The sequence below is a fragment of the Actinopolymorpha singaporensis genome (assembly GCF_900104745.1).
In the GTDB taxonomy this organism is placed as follows: domain Bacteria; phylum Actinomycetota; class Actinomycetes; order Propionibacteriales; family Actinopolymorphaceae; genus Actinopolymorpha; species Actinopolymorpha singaporensis.
In genome coordinates this window covers 2,076,263-2,095,171 of the sequence record NZ_LT629732.1, presented here as the reverse complement: position 1 = coordinate 2,095,171, position 18,909 = coordinate 2,076,263, and the positions used below count along the sequence as shown (strand labels likewise).

Here is an 18,909-nt window from a genome sequence, read left to right as displayed (position 1 = left end):
CCGGCCCGGTCGGCATGGGCCCATAGGTCTTCCCACCTTCGAACGTGGGTCGGTGGCGGATCGGATGCGCACAGCGACCATCCGGTGCGCGAGCAACTGCCAGGACTCGGCCGGCCAGACAGGGCTAAGGTGCCCGGGTGCATGACGTGCGGCTCGTGTTGCGGGGGATGTGGTTCCGGCGGGGGGTGTCACTGGCGGTGCTGGTGATCGCCTCGCTCGTCGTGGGGGCGGCGGTGACCGGACCACTGTTCCTGCGGGCGGCCGGGGAGTCGGTGTTGCGGGACACCCTGGCCCAGGCGCTGCCCATCGGCCGGACCATGAACGACCACCTCGCGGGCAGTGTGGGCTCGAACCCGCTTCCGCAGGTGGTGCATCTCAGCTCGGCCCGGCTGCGGCAGGTGCCGACGCTGAACCGCCTGCTGGGCTCTCCGGTCGAGTCGATGCAGGTGGAGGCGTTGGCCGGTGCGCCGGGGACCACGGGCAACCCGGCGCCGCTGGTCTACCGAGCCGAATTCTGCTCGCACGTGCGGATCGTGCAGGGCCGCTGCGCCGAGCGGGCGGGTTCGGTGATCGTCAGTGCGAGTGCCCTCGCCTCGCAGCACTGGCACGTCGGCCAGACGCTGATGGTCAACGGCCGCCGGGTCACCGTTGCCGGCGTGTACGCACCGCTGGACCCGACCGGCGACTACTGGGCGGGGCACCCGTACTTCACGGCGTACTCCGGATCCGGCGTGGCCGGGGACATGGGCGGCTCCCTGGACGCGATCCTCGCGCCTCTGGCCACGGTTCGCGCCCAGCCGGGCGACACGGCGGCGATGGGCGCGGTGGACCGCTACCTCGACCTCGACAAGATCCGGTTGACAGACCTGCCCGCGCTGAAGCACGACCTGCTCGCCTACAGCGGCAGTTCGGGACTGAACGGCAACGTCAGCGACAGCGCCATGCTGTCGGTGCTGATGGAGGCCACCGAGGTCAAGGACAAGCTCACGGTTCCGGTGTTGCTGGTCGAGGTTCAGCTCCTGGTCCTCTGCTGGCTGATCCTGTTCCTGGTCGTGGCCAACGCGTCGGAGGCGAGGGGCCCGGAGGTGGCTCTCGCCAAGCTGCGCGGGGTGCCGCCGGGCCGGACGGTCGCGTTCGGCCTGCTGGACACCCTGGTGCTGGTCGCGCTGGCGGTGCCGATCGGGCTGGTGCTGGCGCTGGCCGGGGTGACCGGGCTCGCCGCCCTCAACCTCGCACCGGGCACCCCGGTCGTGCTCACCGCGGCCTCCGGACTTGCTGCGCTCGGTGCCGGGCTCGGTGCCGCCACCGCGGCCGTGCTCGCCGGCTCCCGTACGCTGCGCCGGCCGGTGGTGGAGCAGTGGCGCCGGGCGACCCGGCGCGCCAGGTCCCGCCCCTGGGCCATCGACGTCGTCGTGGGGCTGGCGTCGATCGGCGGGCTGATCGTGCTCGCTCGCCGCGGTGCGGTCGGCGCCGAGCCGGGCTCAACCAGCGTCCTCGCACTGCTCGCGCCGGGGCTCGTCGTACTCGCCGCGGCCCTCGTGGGCTCGCGCGTGCTGCCCGGCCTGTGCCGGGCCGGCTTCGGCCTCACCCGGCGGCAGGGCGGCCTCGGGGGGTTCCTGGCGGTACGCCACATCGGCCGGCGGCCGACGACGCTTCGGCTGGCACTGGTGCTGTCGGTGGCGTTCGGGCTGGTGGCCTTCGCGACGGACGCCTGGTCGGTGGCCAGGGCCAACGCGCACGACCGGGCATGGACCGAGGTCGGCGCCGCGGCGGTGCTCACCGTGACGCCTCCGCCGGGCAAGGACCTGGCCGACATCGTGGACCGGCTCGACCCGTCGGGCAGGCAGGCCACCGCGGTCAGCGCGGCCACCGAGTACCGCGGCTCGGACCAGCTCCAACTGCTGGGCGTACAGCCGGAGCGGTTCGCCCGGATCGCCTTCTGGCGTGGGGACTTCGGCCCGGCAGCCCTGCCCCGGCTCACCGAGCGGCTGACCCCGAGGGTGGCGTCACCGGTGAAACTCGCCGGGGACCGGATCCGGGTGGCCGTGTTCGCGCGGCACGTGTCCGCCGCCCGGCCACCGGTGCTGGTCGCCGACGTCGCCCAGGCCGAGGGCGGGCTGGCGCCGATCAGCCTAGGAGCCGTCCACGAGGGCGCGAACACCCTGACCGCGGAGCTTCCCTGCCCGGCCGGCGGGTGCCGCCTGGCCGGAGTCCACGTGGACCGTCCGGCCGCCACCTTCTACCCGATCGGGGCCACGCTGGAGCTCAACCGTGTGTCCGTCCGAACCGGCACGGGCTGGCGGTCCGTGCCCGCGCACCTGTCCGACGGGCAGGCGTGGCGCCCGACGGGCGAGGGCGCGACCGCGGCTACCCCGGGCACTTCGGGACTCACGCTGACCATGCACGCCGGCGACGCCGACACACCGACCTGGCGGATCACTGACGCCCCGGCCGTCCTGCCCGCGCTGGCGGCCGGCCCGACCCCCGCCGACGGTGTGCGCATCGCCGGGCTGAACGGGCAGAGCCTGCCGGTGCGCGCGGTCGCGGCCGGACCGGCGATGCCCGGCGTCGGAGCGCACGGCGTCATCGTGGACCGTACGTACGCCCAACGCGCCGTGCACGGGTTCAACACCGTGACCAGCGAGACGGTCTGGCTCGCACCGAGCGCGCTCGACACCTTCCCGCGCCGGCTCGAGGCCGCCGGGGTGGCGATCCTGGACACCAGTTCGGCAGCGCACCAGACCGCGCTCTACGAACGACAGGGCCCGGCGCTGGCGATCCTGCTGTTCCTCGCCGGTGCTGGGCTGGGCGCGCTGCTGGCCGCCGGCGGGGCCGTCCTCCACCTGCACCTCACCGGCCGCCGTCGCACGTACGAACTCGCCGCCATGTCCGCGCTCGGTTTGCGCCGCGCCACGCTGTTCACCGCGTTGTACGCCGAACAGAGCCTGCTGATGGTGTTCGGCATCGGAGTGGGCGCCGCCGCCGGGATCGTGGGCGCGGTGCTGGCGGTTCCCGTCGTACCCGAGTTCGCCGACGTCCCGGCCGCGCCGCCGATGCTGTACGGCCTGCACTCCGGACCGGTGCTCGTCACCGTGGCCGCCGTGGTGGCGGTACTCGCCGTGGTCGTCGCCGCCAGCTCGATCAACCTGCTGCGTACATCGAGGTTCGACCAGTTGCGGGAGGCACCGGCATGACCGTGGACGGACCCGCGGTGCTGTGTGAGCGGCTCACCCACATCTACCGCGACGACGAGGGCACCGAGGTCACCGCGCTGGACGAGGTCGAACTACGAGTGCGGCGTGGTGAAGCGGTCGCGCTGGTGGGCCCTTCGGGTGCGGGCAAGTCGACGTTGCTCACGCTGCTCGCCGGACTGGTACGCCCGACGGCGGGGCGGATCGTGGTGGATGGTGAGGACGTCGTTTCCCTGTCGGAGCGAGCGTTGCTGAGGATGCGGGCCCGCAAGCTGGGCATGGTGCTGCAGACGCCCGGCCGCAACGTACTGCCGTACGCCACCGCACGGCAGAACGTCGCATTCGCGCAGCGCTCCGGCACGCTGACCCGGGCCGAGCGGCGCGCGGAGGCGGCCGAACTGCTGGAGTCCGTGGGGCTGGACGAGCACGCCGACCGGCCGGCCCGGCTGCTGTCCGGAGGGCAGCAGCAGCGGCTGGCCCTGGCCGTGGCGCTGGCCGGACGGCCGGCTCTGCTGCTGGCCGACGAGCCCACCAGCCAGCTGGACCGCAGGACCGGCGACGCGGTGATCTCGCTGATGCTGGCCGCCCGGGAGCAGCGGGGCACCGCGCTGGTCGTCGTGACCCACGACCGGCACGTCAGCGACGCGCTGGACACCGAGTACGCCATCCACGACGGGCGGCTGGAGGCGGGTTCGTGGCTGCGCTCGGCGTCCCTGGGCCACCACCGGCCCGGGCTGGAAGGAGACCGATCGTGACCGGGGCGGAGTTGGGCAGGGCGGAGTTGGGCGGGGTTGAGTCAGGCGGGGTGGAGGCAGGCGGGGTTGAGGCAGGCGGGGTTGAGGCGGGCGGGGTTGAGTTGGCCGGGCGGGGGTTGCGGTTCGCCCGCGGCGGACAGGAGATCCTCCGCGGCATCGACCTCGCCGTACGCGGCGGGGAGAGGGTGGCGCTGACAGGCCCGTCCGGCTCGGGGAAGAGCACCCTGATGGCGCTGCTCGCCGGGCTGTCCACCCCCACCGCGGGGACCGTCACCCTCGACGGCCGGCCGCTGGACCGGCACGGGGCTCGGTTGCGCCGCCGGGTGCACATGGTCTTCCAGGGGTACGCCCTGGTGGCCTTGCTCACCGCCGCGGAGAACATCGAGCTGGCACTGCGCGCCACCGGCGTACCCGCGAAGGAGGCCGGAACCCGGGCCGCCGAGGCGCTGCAGTTGGTCGGGCTGGCCGACCGGGCCGAGCACCTCGTCGAGGAACTCTCCGGCGGGCAGCAGCAGCGGGTCGCGGTGGCCCAGGCGCTGGCCACCCGCCCGGCCGTACTCCTCGCCGACGAGCCGACCGCCGAGCAGGACCCCGCCCACCGGGACGTCGCCCTGAACGCCATCCTCGGGGCCGCCGACCACGGCGCCGCCGTCCTGCTCGCCACCCACGACGCCGGCGTCGCGCAGCGGTGCGACCGCCGGCTGCACATCGTCGACGGGCAGCTCAGCGAGGTCGAGGCGCTCGCCTGACCGGTGTGTCTGCGGCCCGCGCCGATCAGGGCGTCAGTACGTAACGACCGCGTACTCCGCCCTCGGCCACGGCTCGATGGGCGTCGGCCACCTGGTCCAGTGGCACGACCGCGTGCACCCGGGCCGGCAGCTCACCGGACGCGGTGCGCCTGAGCAGTTCGCCGAGCCGAGCCCCGTCGGGGTGCACCTCCACGGCATGCACGGTGATCCCGCGCTCCGCGGGCGGTGCGGCGTTCGGTCGGACTCCGACGAAAATCCCGCCGTCACCGACCAGCGCCAGAGCGCTCTCCTGCAGGACCGCGGCGTCGGCAACGGCGTCCCAGCCGGGCTCGGCATGGGTGGTGAAGTCGGCACCGAGGCCGCGTACGAACTCCTCGTCGTCGGTTCTGGCGAGGCCGGTCACCTGCCAGCCATGGTCCTGCGCAAGCACTGCGAGGTATCCGCCGACCGCGCCGGCCGCCCCGGTCACCAGCAGCCGGTTGCCGCCGCTGGGCGCGGGCGCGTCACCGAGCAGGTCGACGATCCGGGCGGCGGTCAGCCCGTTGAGCGGCACCGTGGAAGCAGTGGTGAGCTCCAGCCCGTCCGCTACGACGGCAACGTCGGCCGCCGCCACGACGAGCTGTTCGGCGTAGGTGCCGAAGTCGCGGTCGAAGCCGGTTACCAGTCCGGCGACCCGGGTGCCGACCGGCAGGTCAACCCTGGGGCCGGCGGCCGCGACCGTACCGGCGAAGTCCCAGCCCAGACCCGTGCGCTCGGGCTGGTTGATCATGCCCAGCCCGTGGAAGAAGCCGCCCGCGACCCCGAGGTCGACCGGGTTGACCGCCGCGGCGGCGACCTGAACGCGGACCTCTCCCGGGCCGGGTTCGGTGACCGGAACGTCGACGATCTCGATCGAGGCGGGCCCGCTCGGAACGCGGACGACGGCGGTACGGAAGGTTGGGTTGCTCATGGTCTGCTCCTCGTGATCTGCGTACGACTGGCTTCGGATCCACCCTGGATGGGCTACTCTCCAAAAGGAAGCACGCACCTGGAAGTGCGTAACTTTCCAGTCGGGACGCCGGCAAGGCCGACGAGCGGAGCAAAGAGCAAGGAGGAGCGTGCGGATGCCGACGAAGACCGCGGCCCAGAAGCGGGCCCAGGCGAAGGTGGAGTACGACGCGTTCCTGGCGGGCTGCCCCAGCCGCCAACTGCTCGACCGGATCTCGGACAAGTGGGTCGCGCTGATCCTGGCCGCGCTCGGAAGTGACGGCCCGCATCGGACCGGGGCCAAGCGGGCGGGCGGTCCACGGGCGATGCGCTACTCCGAGCTGTCCCGGCGGCTGGCCGGCGTGAGCCAGAAGATGCTCACGCAGACACTGCGTTCCCTCGAACGCGACGGCCTGGTCACCCGCTCGGTGACGCCGACCGTGCCTGTCACGGTCACGTACGAACTGACGGACCTCGGCATGTCGCTCCACCTCGTGATGCGTGGCATCAAGGACTGGGCCGAGGCCCACATGGACGAGGTGCGCGCCAACCGCGAGAAGTACGACGCGTCCGTCAGCTGAGCGTCAACCCACGGTTGCGGCGGGTTCGGTCGTCCCCGGCGCCGACAGGGAGGATGAGCGGCGTGACGAGCAGGAGCACACCGGCGGCGGCAAGCGCCCAACGCGGACTGGTGGCGGTGGCGAGGACTCCCCAGACCGCGATGAGAACGGCTCTGGTCGCGGTGCTGGTCACCGACCAGGCGGTCAGAACGCGTGAGACGCGGCCGTGGTCGACGGCCTGGAGCCGGTAGGTCGCGCTGACCGGGTTGAAGATGGCGCAGCAGACGATGAGGACCAGCTCGACCGCGATCACGGTGAGCAGTCCGGGCAGGCTCGGCCCGACCAGCACGAGCCCGAGTGGCCACACGCACCGCAGCGCTCCGAAGACGCGCATCACGGTGTCGCTGCCGTACCGGCCACTGAGTGGGCGGGCCAGCCGGGACCCGATCAGGCCACCGACGCAGGGGACGGCGAACGCGAGTCCGTACTGCCAGGCGGGGAAGCCGAGCTCGCCGAGCATGAGCACGGCGAGCGGCGCCTCACCGGCCATGATCAGGCCGTTGACCACCACCGAGTTGAGGAACAGGCGCCGCAGCTGCCGGTGGTGCAGGATGTGGCGCCAGCCCTCGGCGAGCCCGGCCAGGCCGGGGCGGGACGAGGGACCGGCCGGAGCGGATTCCCGGCCGCCGATCGCGGCGACGCCAAGAGCGGACAGTAGGTAGCTGACGGCATCGGCGGTGATGGTCACGACCGGCCCGAAGAGCCCGATCGCCGCACCGCCGACGGCCGGGCCGACGACGCTGGCCGACCACGTGGTCGACTCGAACCGCGCGTTGGCCGTGAGCAGGTCGGCCGGCTCGACGAGCGACTTCAGGAACGCGCCGCCGGCGGCGGTGAACGCGATGTTGGCCGCCGACAGCACGACCGAGACGCAGACCAGCTGGGCGATGCTCAGGACGCCGAGCGCGTAGCCGACCGGGATCGACGCCAGCGCCGCGAACCGCACCAGGTCCATCGTGATCATCACCGGGCGCTTACGCCGGAACTCCACCCACGGGCCGACCGGCACCGCCGCCAGTGCCCCGACCGCGAGCCCGGCCGCCGACATCGCGGCCACCTCGGCGGGGCCGGCGTGCAGTACCCGGATCGCGACGAACGAGAACGCCCCGAACCCCAGCCAGGTCCCGTAGGCGCTGACGGCGTACGCGGCCCACAACCAGCCGAAACGCCTGCCGAGATAGCCGAACGACCGCACCCGGTACTCCCCTGCCGACACCCGTCACGGGACAACGACGCGCTGTCCCGGCAGCAGCCAACCGAATCCGGGTCGAGCAGCCAAACAACCGACACGCGAAGCGTCCACAACCGACCGTTGTGAAGAGTTCTGCAGGGTCGGGAAGAGTTCTGGAGAGCTGCGGTGAGTAGTGACGATAGGTTCGGCCGGTGGACCTCGACGCCGTTCGTACCTTCGTGGCCGTCGCCGACACCGGCCGGTTCCAGGCAGCCGGCGACGAGCTGGCCATCACCCAGCAGGCGGTGTCGAAACGGATCACGGCGCTCGAGCGCGATCTGGGGGTACGGCTGTTCGTGCGCGGACCGAAAGGCGTCCGCCTCAGTGCCGACGGCCAGGCGTTCCTCCCCCACGCCCGCGAGTTGTTGCGCGTCGAGAACCGCGCGGTGGCGTCGGTGCTGCCTGCCCGCCGGGCGTTGCGCGTGGACGTGCTCAACCGGCGCATCGCGCCCGCCATGCTCCTGAGGGCATTCCACCAGCAGAACCCCGAGATCGATCTGGACGTCGTGACGTTGCCGGTCCTCGACAGCGACGACGCGCTCGCCGCCCTCGCCGACGGGACCGTCGACCTCACCTTCCGCGCGCTGGCCGCGACGGCGGGCCGACCCCCGGCCGGGCTTCGCGCGGGGCCGGCGTTGTACGACCGGCACGAGCTTCTCGTCGGCCCTCGCCACCCGCTCGCGGACCACTGTCAAGTCACCCTTGCCGAGTTGGTGGACCACCCGATCTGGATGTTCCCCATGCCGCCCGCCAGCGAGCCCGGGACCTACTACCGCGAACTCGTCGCCACCTTCGGGCTGACGATCGATTCCGTCGCCCCGAACTTCGGCAACGAGGCACTCCTCGACGAACTCGCGTACTCACCGCGCCTGGCCACCCTCGTCGGCCAGGGCAGCCGCTACCTGTGGCCGGCGGCGTACGACCTGCGACGGATACCCGTCGTGGCGCCCGCGCCGGTGTATCCGCTCCACCCGCTCTGGTCCGCACACGGTTCGCACGACGCCCTGCCGATGCTGCTCCGCTACCTCCGCAACCGGTCCGGGACAGAGACGACCGACGATCTGTGGCTGCCCACCTGGACCGGCGCCGCGCCGGTCACCTCACCGTCGTCCTAGCTGTTGTGGCTCGGCTTCGGCGGGCCGCGGGGCGGCGTGCCGGGCGGCGATCTCCAGCGCCCGGCGGTGCAGTTCGGCGCGTAGCTCAGGTGGGTCGAGAACCTCGAAGTCGTACGACAGACCGGCCGCGTAGGCCGCGAGCGAGGGCAGGTCGTCGCCGGTCACCCGCAGGAGGGTCCGTCCTTCCGGTGCCGGTTCGACGATCTGGGCGCGGAACGCACGCGCCGCCTCCTCGTACTCCAGGTCGAGCAGGATGTGCGCCCCGTACCTCCGGACGGCAAGCTTCGTCGCGGCCAGCACCATCGCCGCCGCATCCGGCGGATCTGCGAGCCGGTGGCGCTGACCGGTGAGCTCCGGCTCGGCGATCCGGTCGATCCGGAACGTACGCCACTCCTGCCGGTCGCGGTCCATCGCGACGAGGTACCACCGTCCTCCGGACCGGACAATCTGGTGTGGCGCAGCATCGCGCGTACTGACCCGCCCGCCGTGGTCGGTGTAGGAGAAGCGGACTCCTTCGGTACGCCGGCATGCCGTGGCCAGCAAGGTGAGTACGGCGTGGTCGACAGTGGGCAGCTGCGGCGGTGCCGGCACCTGGACCGTCGCCTCCTGCAGCGCCCGCACCCGTTCGCGTAGCCGCGGCGGCAGTACCTGAACGAGCTTGGCAAGCGCGGCGACGGCGGACTCGATGCCCGCGACCGCAGCCGCCGCGGCCAGCTGCAGCCCCAGCGTGGTCGCGACCGCCTCCTCGTCGTCCAGCAACAGCGGCGGCAGGCTGCCGCCCGCTCCGAGTGCGTACCCGCCGGCCTGCCCCCCAGTGGCCTGGACGGGATAGCCCAGCTCGCGGAGCCGGTTCATGTCCCGGCGCAGGGTGCGAGGCGAGACGCCCAGCCGGTATGACAGCTCCCGGCCGGACCACCAGGGTCGGGACGGCAACAGCGACAGCAACCGGAGCAGACGTACGGACGGATCCATGACCGCCATCTTCTCCTGCTTCGCGGCCAGGATCCGGCCGCGAACGGGTCTATGGTCCCGGCATGAGGTTCAAGTACCGGCAGATCGTTCTGGACGCGGCGGATGTCGGCGCGGAGAGCGCCTTCTGGGCAGGGCTGCTCGACGGCACCGTGGAGGGCGGCGATCGGTGGCACAACGTCTGGGTCGACGGCGGCTGGGCGCTCGCCATCCAGCACGCGCCGGACCACGTCCCGCCCGACTGGCCCGACGGAACCCCGCAACAGCAGATCCATCTCGACTTCTACACCGCGGACCTCGAGTCCGCACACCAGAAGGTCCTCGAGCTCGGCGGTCGAGTGTTGCGGGCCAGGGACAATGCCGAAGCCCACACGGGCGTGCGCATCTACGCCGACCCCGCCGGCCACCCGTTCTGCATCTGCTGGCTTCCGCCCACGGATCTCGAAGGATGATCGAGCCGAACGGCTGGGCAGACGAGGGGCTCAGCGTGCTGAGGACGGCCGCCGCGCAGGCCCCTCGCCACCCTGGCGTCTACCTCTTTCTCGACGAGAACGACGAGATTCTCTACGTGGGGAAGGCGACGAACATCCGTCAGCGGCTGGGCCGGCACGCGGCGACGAAGGAGCCTGGGTCACGGCTGCACCAGAGGTACGACCTCGTACGCCGGGTCGTCTGGGAGCCCGCCGTCGACGAGGAGGCCGCGTTCTGGCGGGAGGAGGAGCTGATCTTCGCGCTTCGCCCGCCCTTCAACGGCGACCCGGATCTGCGCTCACCGGGGTTGAGATCCAGGGACGCCCTCGTCCCGTACGTCGTGGTGACCGAGACGGCGGAAGGAACGCTCGCCTTCACGCTCGAACCGGCGCCCTCCAGGGTGGGACGCGCCTATGGCTGTTTTCCCCATCTGGGCAAGGGAATGGGTTCCCGGCTCGGAGTCACCTGCAGCGACGGTTACACCGCCTTTGTTCGTCTGCTGTGGGCGGCTTCCGGGGACGGCCTGCACGTGCCGGCCTCGATCACCAGATCGGCGCCGACGACGTTCACCGTCGCGGCGCCGGCGGGGATACGCGACGACCTGCACCGCTTTCTGTTCGGAACGAGTTCTCGACTGGCTGACCGGCTGTCGCAGGCGGCGTCCCGGCGGCCGGCGTACATGCAACCGGCGCTGCGCCGGGACCGGGCCGCCGCGCTCGGGTTCTTCGCCGCCGGGCCGAAGCTGGTGCGTGCACGTCGGCTTCGGCACGGCGTACGCGCGCCGGTTCTCGACGTCGAGACCTACCGGCGCCTTGTCCGTGCGGAGATCAGCCCGGTCGTCGACCCGTCGGGCTAGGGTCGACGTCATGGAGGCTCGGGCGGTCACCGCGGGAACACGTCCGGCAAGCCTGCGCACACTACGGGGCCGCGGACGTCGTGCAACGGTGCTCGGCCCTGCTGCGCGGCGCGGACCCTGCCGGCGAGGAGGAGTTCCTGCGTACGCCGGGGTGAGCTGGACTGACTGCTCAAGGAGCCGCGGTCCCGGTTGCCGGACTCGTCCAGCACTGAGGCCTCGAAGTCGCTCGGGAGGGCTCCGCCGGCGTTCTGGTCGAAATATGGTTGCCGACGCTGTGGCGCCTCGGCACGATCGTGGCCGTGATCGGAGAAGAGCTGCAGGGCTGCGTGATCGTGTCCGGGATGCCCGGGGCGGGTAAGTCGACGGTGACCGGGCTGGCCGCCCGCCTGCTGCCTCGCGCCGCTCGGATCAAGGCCGACGACGTGAACGAGATGATCCTCAGCGGTCGCGTCTGGCGCCTGGGCGAGCCGGTATCCGAAGCGAAGCGGCAGGCGGAGCTCTGCGACCGGAACCTGTCCAGCCTGGCGAACCACTATGTCGACTTCGGCTTCACCGTACTGCTCGACCAGCTCGTGACCGACCTGGCAGAACTCGACTTCCTGGTGGGCCTGATGGCGCCGCGACCCGTCCACCTGGTCACCCTCGCCCCCACGGTGGAGGTCTGCCGGCAGCGCAACGCGACACGTGAGCTGAGTGAGCGATGGGAGTTCGACGGCTACCACCGGCTCGAGGCCGAGTTGCGGCAGGACTTCAGCGACGTCGGCTGGTGGTTCGACACCTCCACCCTCAGCCCCGAGGCGACCGCCGAGATGCTCGTCCGGGAAGCCGCCCATCGCGCCCTGCTGAAGTGAGTTGATCAGCAGGCCCGGTACCTGGGGCGGGAATGCCTGCACCACAAGGCTCTGCGTTCTGTGGATGCGGTGCTGACGTGGTGTTGGTGTGGCTGGCCTCGGCAGCGGCGAGAAGCGAGGAGATGATCACGATACGCAGGCTGGTGAAACGGGCGGCGTTGGTCACAGCGGGAGCCGGCATCGCAGGTGCGGCGTACCAAGGTTTACGACGGTCTGCGGGCAGAGCGACTACGTGGACGAAGACTCGCGCGACGGCGTCGACCAGCCCGCCCAGGTGGCCGACGCGATCAACCGCTTCGTGCACGAGGCCAGCGCGCCCGAGCGCGTCGCGTCACCTGCCTGAGGGGTTGGTCAGGGGTCGTCGCGGCGTCAGTACGCAGAACTCGTGGCCGTCGGGGTCGGCCATGACGACCCAACTGACGTCGCCCTGACCGATGTCGACGCGGGTCGCGCCGAGGGAGACGAGGCGGTCGACCTCCGCCTGCTGGTCACCGTCCACGGGCGGGGCGAGATCGAAGTGCAGCCGTTCCTTGCCCGTCTTCGGCGCCAGCGGCGGACCGCCCCACGTGATCTTCGGCCCGCCGTGGGGTGAGCGGATCGCGGTCTCCTGGTCCTGGTCCCAGACCAGCGGCCAGTCCAGCGCCGCGCTCCAGAAGTAGCCGACCTCCTGCGAACCATCGCTCGCGAGCGCACCGATGAACCCGCAGTCGGCAAGGAAGTTGTTGCCCGGCTCGATCACGTCGAACTCGTTACCCTCCGGGTCGGCGAGCACGACGTGAGCGGCGTCCGGCCCCTGGCCGATGTCGAGGTGCCGGCCGCCGAGCTCGAGTGCCTTCGCCACCGTGTTCTGCTGGTCCTCCGGGGACGTGCTGGTCAGGTCGAAATGCGTCCAGTTCGGGCCCGTCTTCTGCGTCTGGGACGGCAGGAACCGAAGCCTGAAACCGGTGTCGTCACTCGGCAGGAGCGCAATGCCGCCTTGCGGGTCGTCGGCCATCTCCCAATTCAGGAGTCCGGCCCAGAACCGCGCCAGCCGAGCTGGGTCGTTCGCGTCGAAGCAGAGCGCGTCGAGATGACAGGTCATTCGGCTCCGCACCTCCTGATCCACCGACTCGAGGCCCGCGCGGAGTGGCGCGTCCGCAGTGTCCCCGTGGAGGAACGAACGCTAGGCGCAATGCCCTCACCGCGCAACGAGATTTCCTCGCGGACCGGGCCTCCACGTGTCCTCACCGGGCTTCGACTCCGGCTCACGAGGAGCCGTGGTCGCGCCAGTACGACTCCGGAGGTTGTAGTACGCAGAACTCGTTGCCGTCCGGATCCGCCAGAACGTGCCAGCCCCATCCTTCTTCGACGATGGGCTCCTCGGTCAGGACGGCGGCGCCAAGCGATCGAGCGCGCTCGACCTCGGCCTCGAGGTCCCTCGTCCGCAGGTCGAGGTGAACGCGGGTCTTCGCCTGCTTGGCCTCCAGCACGTGCTGCAGCAACAACTCGAAGCCACCGTCTGGAGGCGCCAGACTCTGGTAAGGCTCCACGGCGGCACCGGCACGTGTGTATCCCAGCAGGCTGGTCCAGAACTCCGCCGAGCGTTCGAGATCCGAACAGTCGATCACGACGACGAGTTCACCACGAAGGTACGGCTGGGGGCGTCGGGTCACGACGCCAACCATCGCAGGCCGTCGGAGCACACTCAAGCACCAGTGCGGTCCAGCCCGCGCGTTGCCGGCTGGCCTGCGCGAACGGCAACCTGACACATGCAGAGGAACAAGGCGGCCACGGTGCCCCAGGTTCTGCCACAGAGGAAAGTCCCCGCGATGCCCGGGTGCACTCAACGCTGTCGGCGCACCATCTCGTTGATCCAGACAGGCGCGTACGGAGAGGTGCAGTTCGGCGGCGTCGGGTAGTCCTTGAGCACTTCCAGTCGCTCGCCGATGTCGAGCGCTCGGTCGCGGTGCTCGGGGTGGTCGATCCCGATCTGTGCGAGGCACGCGTTCATTGCCCACTGAAGGCGGTCGGGGGCGTCCTTCATCTGCGCCTCGATGATGTCGAGCAAACCTTCGAGGTCGAGGCTTTCCGGCTTCTTCGTAACCCGTTCGGTGGTCAGTGCCCAGCCGGCACTCGCGACCACCGGATCCGGATCGGCGAACCACGCCAGGCGTAGCTCTTCTGCGTGCGGGCTCTTCTTGACCACATAACTCACGAGCCAGTCGTGCACCTTCGGCGTGCGCGCCTCACGCAGCATGACGTCCAGATCGTCACGACTGAAGGCCTTCGGACGGCAGATCAGCAGCGCCAGCAGCCTCGCTGCCGTGTCGCCGGTTTCCCAGAGCCGGCGCGCGAGTTCCTGCTGCGTCTTCAGTCGTTTCGCCAGTGCGCGCAGCTTGCCGAGGTTCACACCGTGGTCGTCACCGTGCTTGTGGTTGACCGCGCGTGTCTTCGGGTCCTCGAGCGCGGCCAACTCGGCCATCACCTCGGTCACCGCCGGGTCAGGCAGCGTTTCCTCGGCCACCTCAGCCTCCTGTCCATGCCGTACGGGGTTCAAACTATGAAGGACTTCGTGCGGATCGGGCCGCGTCGAGTTCGGTGCCGCCGCGCGCGACAACAGCGCTCGTCGTCATCAGGTAGATCAACCTGACGCCGTGGACGCTGCCCTCGGCAGAGCGGTAGACGTTGGAGTGGACTCCGACCAGGCGCCGAACGTCGCCCGCCAGGCCGGTCTCCTCCGCAAGCTCCCGCAGCACCGCGTCCTCGGATGCTTCTCCCTGCCGAAGTCCACCCCACCCCGACTCGCTGTCGTAGTTTCCCTGAACCCATCGCCACACCATAGCCACGCCGGTCGCGGCAGCCTCCTGGCCGCGACCGGCGTCTGCGCAGCTACTCAGCCGATCCAGGTAGGGAGTGCGCTGTCAGCGCTCCCCGCGGCACGATCCGGGCCGCACGCTGTGGGGGTGAGGGGCCACCGACCAGCCTCTTCTCCGGCAATCCTTTTGAGTCCGCCATGGCATGTCGCTAGCGTCCTGCGACATGGCGGAGCTCACGAAGCGCCTGCGGCTCGAACCGGTCGGTCCGGACAATGCCGACGACCTGTGGCTTGTGCATGGCGACGACGAGGTGTGGCCCTGGTACGGCGGCACGATGCCGAGCCGAGAGCAGGTCGAACGATGGGCCAAGTCCATGGGCGAATCATGGCGTTCGCACGGCGTTGGCAAGTGGATCGCGTACGACCGGGTGAGTGGAGAGGTCGTCGGCCGCGGTGGCCTTGGCCGCACACCGCTCGACGACGACTGGGGGCGGGTCTACAGGTTCCTGCCGGCAGAGCCGTGGGTGGACGTCGCGCACGAAGTTCCTCACCCATCCGTGGTGCACGCGAACTGGCTGGAGCTCGGTTGGGCGCTACGGCACCAGTACTGGGGCCGCGGCTACGCGACCGAGATCGGCCGCGCCGGTCTGGCCTATGCGTTCGACGTCCTCGGGATGCGGGCCGTGGTGTCGTGCACGGATCGTCGCAACGTCCGTTCGCACGCCGTGATGGAACGGATCGGCCTGCGGTACGCCGGTGAACTCTGGAGCGAGGAGTTCGAAGGGAGGGACGGGGATCCCCCCATGACGGTGTGCGTGCTGCTGCGACGAGAGTGGGAGCGGTCGTCCCCCACTCGGGCGCGCTGAGGCCCCTATCGCCACAGCCTACCCGGCCGTAAAGGCGCAGTTGCCTCCGCTGCTGCCACCGCAGATGCCCCAGCGGTCCGGATCGTCGGCAATCGAGTACCTGTCTGTGAACCTGAGGAACGATCTCTGTCAGGAGGAAGTTGACCTAGCGGTCGTCGAACGTGTCGTACTCGGCGCTGCGGTTCTTCGCATTCTCGGAACCGGCGAAAACACCCGGGCCGACGAACACCCCGATCGTCACCGGGACGTCGAAGTCGCCCGAGAGCAGCGAAGCTCGCTTCGGGATGTGAACTGGCCCGCCTCGGGTCACCCCCCATCTGGTGCACGGGACGGGGCCGGCACCACTGGACGCGCCACATGCGTGCGTACGGCAGGCGACAGCAAGATCGCCACGTGGGCCCCACAAGCCAAGAACAGTGGGAAGTTGTACGTGGTCAGGTCGCTGTGGAAGAGGAGCCCGAACGACATCCAGGCAGTCAGGGCAACCAGGACACGCCACGCCCGGCGGCTCCGGCGCCACACGAGCAAGGCGAGTCCTGCGGAGATCAGCATCGCCACCGGTTCCGCGCCAAGTGGCGAGTCGGCCCCCAGCACGACGCCCAGGATCCGGATGTAGACCAGCAGGAGCAACAGAACCAGCGAATAGCCGGCCAACATCCACCCCGGCGAGGAACGCCAGACCCGCCTGACGTCCATACCGACACCCCTCCTGACGGATCCGCCGCTGACCGTATCCGGGTACAGCTTGATGCATGCGTGATGTCTGCGTGCCTACTCGTGAGTCGTCTGGACCGCGAAGTCCCCGGTGCTCGAAGGTCGGAAACCGAGTCGACGCAGGACTGGATCATCGACAGAGGTGACCACTCGGAGAGCGCCCACCTCCGCCGCCGCGACGATCACGTGGCGTGCCAGTGCGTAGCGGACCTCCGACGGAATCGCGGGTAGCGTGTACAGCAACTCGATGCGGGCGACATCGTGTTCGTCGTCCTCCCACGATGCCGCGGCCTGTCCCACCAACATGTCGCTGTTGATGGAGTACGCCTGGACCCAGCAGGCGAGACGCCCCCTCCCGAGCAACCGTCTGGGGATGGTGTCGTTCATCGCCGGCTCGGTCGGCCAGTACTCGGTCTCGGACAAGCCGGAGGACTCCGCCGACAAGGTGATCGACGTGAAATACCGTCCGCGCCCGAGGAGCCTGTTCCATCCGGCCCTGAGGAAGGCGGAAACCTCCAGCCGGACGTATTCGAACTGTCGCCGTCCAGCCGGGCGTTGGCGTAGATCGGGGTCGTCGAACGGCACCGAGCCGATGTAGAAGCCGGGCGGGCCGGCGGCGGGAGCGTCGGGAGCGTCGTCGGATTTCAACAGGACGTGGCCTTCTCGGAGGGTTCGGCGGCCGCGGTGGACCAGCCCGGTTCCCAGTTCCTCGGCCAGATGCATCTCCAGGTCCTGCGCCCACTCCTCGGCCGAGTCAACGGGCTCCCCTGTCATCGGGCTCTCCGGCACCGTCGGGTAGTCGACCTCGAGCGCGTAGACGTTCGGATCACGACGCCAACGGAACACCACGAGCATCGCCTCGGCCTCTTCGACCACCTCGACCCCGGCGTACCCCTCGGTCACCGCGCCGGGCCTCAGCAGGTGGGTACGGCTCGCCGCGACGATCTCCTCTCGGGGCCAGTCAACTGCCACCGGTCACCCATCTCTCTATGCGCTGTACGGTCGCGTGACGACGTACAGGATGACAGGGGCCAGAGCGAGAGCCACCACGATCAGGAGCCAGGTCGGCGCCCGTCGCGGCAGCAGTTTGTTGATGCTGAGAGCCGCGACCACCAGGACGAGCGCAAGACCGGCAAGTGCGAGCATGCGCAGACAGTACTGCCAAGTGCGCCGAATCTGCGGGGGATTTCGCGGTCACATCGGGTGGTTCGGGCACTTCGCACCCGCCGACGGCGTTGTCGGCGCGATGGGGCTCGATCATCAGTTCACGACGTGCCTAGACTCCAGGCATGGGCACGGACCCGCCCCCCGATGGTGATCCTGAGTACGACGAGACTTTTCGTCAGCTGCGGGAGCGGGAGGAGAGGCTGCGTCAGGCTGCCGCGGACCTTCGTAGTCGGTCTGCCCAGGAATTCGACCAGTGCCTGCAGGAGTGGCGCTCACCTGACCTGTGGCGTGATCGTGCTGCGGCGATGCGGAGGGAGGACCGTACCGTCGCGAGACACGAACGAGAAGCCGAGGAGAGTGAAGCGGCCCTGGATCGACGTGAGGACGACAGGCGAACGCAACGAAGTAGCGACTGACGTCCCTTCGAGCTACCCAGAGCCGCTGATCTGATGCGCCCGCCGAGCGCCTACCGCTCCCGGACGGCGTAGCTCAGGTGCGTCACCCTCGAGGAGGGCTCCGCGCGGACCGGCTCCAGAGCTATGCGGCCCGCGTCCACGTCTTCGAACAGGCGGATTCCGGAGCCGAACAGTACGGGGGAGAGCGCGATCGAGAACTCGTCGACGAGGCCGGCGTTCACGTACTCCACAATCGTTGCGCCGCCGCCGGCGATGCGGACGTCGCGGTCGCCGGCGGCCTCGCGGGCCAGGCCGAGCGCGGCCTCGATGCCGTCGTTGACGAAGTGGAAGCTGGTCCCGCCCGGCCGCTCCCACGGGTCACGCTTCTCGTGCGTCACGACGAAGACCGGGGTGTGGAAGGGCGCCTCCTCCGGCCACATCCGCTCACCGGCGTCGAACATGCGCTTGCCCATGACGCTCGCGCCGGTGCGCTCGAACGTCTCCCGTGCGATGTCGTTGTCGCGCCCTTCCTCGCCGCCCTTGCCGAGCTTCAGGTTCTCCCGGAAGAACCGCAGCGGGAACACCCACCGCTGCAGTTCCATCCACTGGCGCCCCATCAACTCCTCGGATGACTCGGGTGCGATGAACCCGTCCAGCGACATCGACACGCTGAAGAACACCTTCCCGGACATCAGCCCTCCGCTCCCGAGCGAGCGATCTCGGTGACGTAGGCAGCCAGGTTGTTCAGGGTCTGCCGGCCGCCCTCGATCGCGTGGTACTTCTCGACGGCCTCGTCGCGCAGTTCCCTGGTGGGGAAGACCGTACGCATCTCGAGCCGGGTCGCCGCACCGTCGGGCGCGAACGTCAGGACCGACGTGAAGGCGTTCGGGTCACCGCGGGACTCACCGTGCAGCAGCGCGATCCGCTCCGGCGGGGCGATCTCCGTCCACGAGATCCACTCGCTGTAGTCCGTCCCGTCCGGTCCGTGCATCACGAAGTCCCACTCACCGCCGACGCGGAACTCGAACGACTGCGTGGTCGTGGTGAACCCCTCCGGTCCCCACCACCGCGACAGGTGCCGGACCTCGGTGAAGGCCTCGAACACCAGGTCTCGTGGAGCGTCGATGACCCGGGAGATCACGATCTCCCGGTCGGCCGTCGCCGGTTCTGCCTGCCAATCTCGCCTTGCCCCTGCCATC

At 70.2% G+C, this 18,909-nt stretch carries 21 protein-coding genes; 9 read left to right on the top strand and 12 right to left on the bottom strand.

The genetic code is table 11. The features are described 5' to 3' along the window. The first annotated feature begins 137 nt into the window (after nt 1-137). Genes BLU27_RS09545 through BLU27_RS09535 form a run of 3 tightly spaced genes read left to right on the top strand, consistent with a single transcriptional unit; the run spans nt 138 to nt 4,695 of the window. On the top strand, nt 138-3,194 hold the full coding sequence (locus BLU27_RS09545; protein ID WP_092652503.1) for an FtsX-like permease family protein: 3,057 nt from the start codon (nt 138-140) through the stop codon (nt 3,192-3,194). Beyond that, the gene (locus tag BLU27_RS09540) at nt 3,191-3,946 is read left to right on the top strand and encodes an ABC transporter ATP-binding protein (protein WP_092652501.1); all 756 of its coding nucleotides are present in this window, start codon (nt 3,191-3,193) and stop codon (nt 3,944-3,946) included. The genes BLU27_RS09545 and BLU27_RS09540 overlap by 4 nt, the downstream gene beginning before the upstream one ends. After that, the gene (locus BLU27_RS09535) at nt 3,943-4,695 is read left to right on the top strand and encodes an ABC transporter ATP-binding protein (RefSeq protein WP_197681754.1); all 753 of its coding nucleotides are present in this window, start codon (nt 3,943-3,945) and stop codon (nt 4,693-4,695) included. The genes BLU27_RS09540 and BLU27_RS09535 overlap by 4 nt, the downstream gene beginning before the upstream one ends. A 25-nt stretch (nt 4,696-4,720) precedes the next feature. Here BLU27_RS09535 and BLU27_RS09530 read toward each other — a convergent pair whose 3' ends face one another. Then, nucleotides 4,721-5,644 carry an alcohol dehydrogenase catalytic domain-containing protein gene (locus BLU27_RS09530; protein WP_092652497.1) on the bottom strand — a complete coding sequence of 308 codons (924 nt, stop codon included), beginning with the start codon at nt 5,642-5,644 and terminating at the stop codon, nt 4,721-4,723. A 154-nt stretch (nt 5,645-5,798) separates the two neighbouring features. Here BLU27_RS09530 and BLU27_RS09525 point away from each other — a divergent pair, with 154 nt between their 5' ends. Then, nucleotides 5,799-6,242, top strand: coding sequence for a winged helix-turn-helix transcriptional regulator (locus BLU27_RS09525; protein WP_092652495.1), 444 nt, complete (start codon nt 5,799-5,801; stop codon nt 6,240-6,242). On the opposite strand, the gene BLU27_RS09520 is transcribed toward BLU27_RS09525, so the two are convergent. Continuing rightward, entirely contained in the window at nt 6,235-7,476 is a 1,242-nt protein-coding gene (locus BLU27_RS09520; protein ID WP_092652493.1) for an MFS transporter, read from the bottom strand. The two genes, BLU27_RS09525 and BLU27_RS09520, sit on opposite strands and share 8 nt — an antisense overlap. A 188-nt stretch (nt 7,477-7,664) precedes the next feature. Between BLU27_RS09520 and BLU27_RS09515 the strand changes: the two genes are divergently transcribed. Then, the gene (locus BLU27_RS09515; RefSeq protein ID WP_092652491.1) at nt 7,665-8,627 is read left to right on the top strand and encodes a LysR family transcriptional regulator; all 963 of its coding nucleotides are present in this window, start codon (nt 7,665-7,667) and stop codon (nt 8,625-8,627) included. Here BLU27_RS09515 and BLU27_RS09510 read toward each other — a convergent pair. Beyond that, on the bottom strand, nt 8,613-9,608 hold the full coding sequence (locus tag BLU27_RS09510; protein ID WP_092652489.1) for a helix-turn-helix transcriptional regulator: 996 nt from the start codon (nt 9,606-9,608) through the stop codon (nt 8,613-8,615). The genes BLU27_RS09515 and BLU27_RS09510 overlap by 15 nt on opposite strands. A gap of 53 nt (nt 9,609-9,661) precedes the next feature. On the opposite strand from BLU27_RS09510, the gene BLU27_RS09505 reads away from it, so the two are divergent. From BLU27_RS09505 to BLU27_RS09495, 3 genes are all read left to right on the top strand, one after another. After that, complete coding sequence (locus BLU27_RS09505; protein WP_092652487.1) at nt 9,662-10,048, top strand: VOC family protein; 387 nt, start codon at nt 9,662-9,664, stop codon at nt 10,046-10,048. After that, nucleotides 10,045-10,923, top strand: coding sequence for a GIY-YIG nuclease family protein (locus BLU27_RS09500; protein ID WP_092652485.1), 879 nt, complete (start codon nt 10,045-10,047; stop codon nt 10,921-10,923). Before BLU27_RS09505 ends, BLU27_RS09500 begins: the two co-directional genes overlap by 4 nt. 299 nt (nt 10,924-11,222) lie before the next feature. Continuing rightward, nucleotides 11,223-11,774 (top strand): AAA family ATPase, encoded by a 552-nt coding sequence (locus BLU27_RS09495; protein ID WP_241827878.1) that lies wholly within the window; start codon nt 11,223-11,225, stop codon nt 11,772-11,774. 331 nt (nt 11,775-12,105) lie between these two features. On the opposite strand, the gene BLU27_RS09490 is transcribed toward BLU27_RS09495, so the two are convergent. The 4 genes from BLU27_RS09490 to BLU27_RS09475 form a co-directional block, all read right to left on the bottom strand. After that, nucleotides 12,106-12,855 (bottom strand): VOC family protein, encoded by a 750-nt coding sequence (locus BLU27_RS09490; protein ID WP_092652483.1) that lies wholly within the window; start codon nt 12,853-12,855, stop codon nt 12,106-12,108. A gap of 163 nt (nt 12,856-13,018) precedes the next feature. Next, the gene (locus tag BLU27_RS09485; protein WP_241827877.1) at nt 13,019-13,426 is read right to left on the bottom strand and encodes a VOC family protein; all 408 of its coding nucleotides are present in this window, start codon (nt 13,424-13,426) and stop codon (nt 13,019-13,021) included. A gap of 170 nt (nt 13,427-13,596) precedes the next feature. Continuing rightward, nucleotides 13,597-14,277, bottom strand: a complete 681-nt coding sequence (locus BLU27_RS09480; RefSeq protein ID WP_092652479.1) for a DNA alkylation repair protein — start codon at nt 14,275-14,277, stop codon at nt 13,597-13,599. A 34-nt stretch (nt 14,278-14,311) separates the two neighbouring features. After that, complete coding sequence (locus BLU27_RS09475) at nt 14,312-14,593, bottom strand: NUDIX hydrolase (protein ID WP_092652477.1); 282 nt, start codon at nt 14,591-14,593, stop codon at nt 14,312-14,314. A 199-nt stretch (nt 14,594-14,792) separates the two neighbouring features. On the opposite strand from BLU27_RS09475, the gene BLU27_RS09470 reads away from it, so the two are divergent. After that, on the top strand, nt 14,793-15,434 hold the full coding sequence (locus BLU27_RS09470) for a GNAT family N-acetyltransferase (RefSeq protein WP_092652475.1): 642 nt from the start codon (nt 14,793-14,795) through the stop codon (nt 15,432-15,434). Between the two features lie 306 nt (nt 15,435-15,740). On the opposite strand, the gene BLU27_RS09460 is transcribed toward BLU27_RS09470, so the two are convergent. From BLU27_RS09460 to BLU27_RS09445, 5 genes are all read right to left on the bottom strand, one after another. Further along, nucleotides 15,741-16,130 carry a hypothetical protein gene (locus BLU27_RS09460; RefSeq protein WP_092652473.1) on the bottom strand — a complete coding sequence of 130 codons (390 nt, stop codon included), beginning with the start codon at nt 16,128-16,130 and terminating at the stop codon, nt 15,741-15,743. A 75-nt stretch (nt 16,131-16,205) separates the two neighbouring features. Beyond that, nucleotides 16,206-17,120, bottom strand: a complete 915-nt coding sequence (locus BLU27_RS09455) for a hypothetical protein (RefSeq protein WP_092652471.1) — start codon at nt 17,118-17,120, stop codon at nt 16,206-16,208. 15 nt (nt 17,121-17,135) lie between these two features. Next, nucleotides 17,136-17,294, bottom strand: coding sequence for a hypothetical protein (locus tag BLU27_RS28910; RefSeq protein ID WP_157728367.1), 159 nt, complete (start codon nt 17,292-17,294; stop codon nt 17,136-17,138). A gap of 487 nt (nt 17,295-17,781) precedes the next feature. Continuing rightward, entirely contained in the window at nt 17,782-18,402 is a 621-nt protein-coding gene (locus BLU27_RS09450) for a dihydrofolate reductase family protein (protein ID WP_092652469.1), read from the bottom strand. Beyond that, the gene (locus BLU27_RS09445) at nt 18,402-18,908 is read right to left on the bottom strand and encodes an SRPBCC family protein (protein ID WP_092652467.1); all 507 of its coding nucleotides are present in this window, start codon (nt 18,906-18,908) and stop codon (nt 18,402-18,404) included. Before BLU27_RS09445 ends, BLU27_RS09450 begins: the two co-directional genes overlap by 1 nt. Nucleotide 18,909 lies beyond the last annotated feature (1 nt).

Excerpts from the sequence above, each read along its gene's own strand:
- BLU27_RS09470 (WP_092652475.1), top strand. The coding sequence starts at position 14,793 with ATGGCGGAGCTCACGAAGCGCCTGCGGCTCGAACCGGTCGGTCCGGAC.
- BLU27_RS09500 (WP_092652485.1), top strand. The coding sequence starts at position 10,045 with ATGATCGAGCCGAACGGCTGGGCAGACGAGGGGCTCAGCGTGCTGAGG.
- BLU27_RS09475 (WP_092652477.1), bottom strand. The coding sequence starts at position 14,593 with ATGGTGTGGCGATGGGTTCAGGGAAACTACGACAGCGAGTCGGGGTGG.
- BLU27_RS09445 (WP_092652467.1), bottom strand. The coding sequence starts at position 18,908 with ATGGCAGGGGCAAGGCGAGATTGGCAGGCAGAACCGGCGACGGCCGAC.
- BLU27_RS09540 (WP_092652501.1), top strand. The coding sequence starts at position 3,191 with ATGACCGTGGACGGACCCGCGGTGCTGTGTGAGCGGCTCACCCACATC.
- BLU27_RS09510 (WP_092652489.1), bottom strand. The coding sequence starts at position 9,608 with ATGGCGGTCATGGATCCGTCCGTACGTCTGCTCCGGTTGCTGTCGCTG.
- BLU27_RS09490 (WP_092652483.1), bottom strand. The coding sequence starts at position 12,855 with ATGACCTGTCATCTCGACGCGCTCTGCTTCGACGCGAACGACCCAGCT.
- BLU27_RS09450 (WP_092652469.1), bottom strand. The coding sequence starts at position 18,402 with ATGTCCGGGAAGGTGTTCTTCAGCGTGTCGATGTCGCTGGACGGGTTC.
- BLU27_RS09460 (WP_092652473.1), bottom strand. The coding sequence starts at position 16,130 with ATGGACGTCAGGCGGGTCTGGCGTTCCTCGCCGGGGTGGATGTTGGCC.
- BLU27_RS28910 (WP_157728367.1), bottom strand. The coding sequence starts at position 17,294 with ATGCTCGCACTTGCCGGTCTTGCGCTCGTCCTGGTGGTCGCGGCTCTC.
- BLU27_RS09530 (WP_092652497.1), bottom strand. The coding sequence starts at position 5,644 with ATGAGCAACCCAACCTTCCGTACCGCCGTCGTCCGCGTTCCGAGCGGG.
- BLU27_RS09505 (WP_092652487.1), top strand. The coding sequence starts at position 9,662 with ATGAGGTTCAAGTACCGGCAGATCGTTCTGGACGCGGCGGATGTCGGC.
- BLU27_RS09525 (WP_092652495.1), top strand. The coding sequence starts at position 5,799 with ATGCCGACGAAGACCGCGGCCCAGAAGCGGGCCCAGGCGAAGGTGGAG.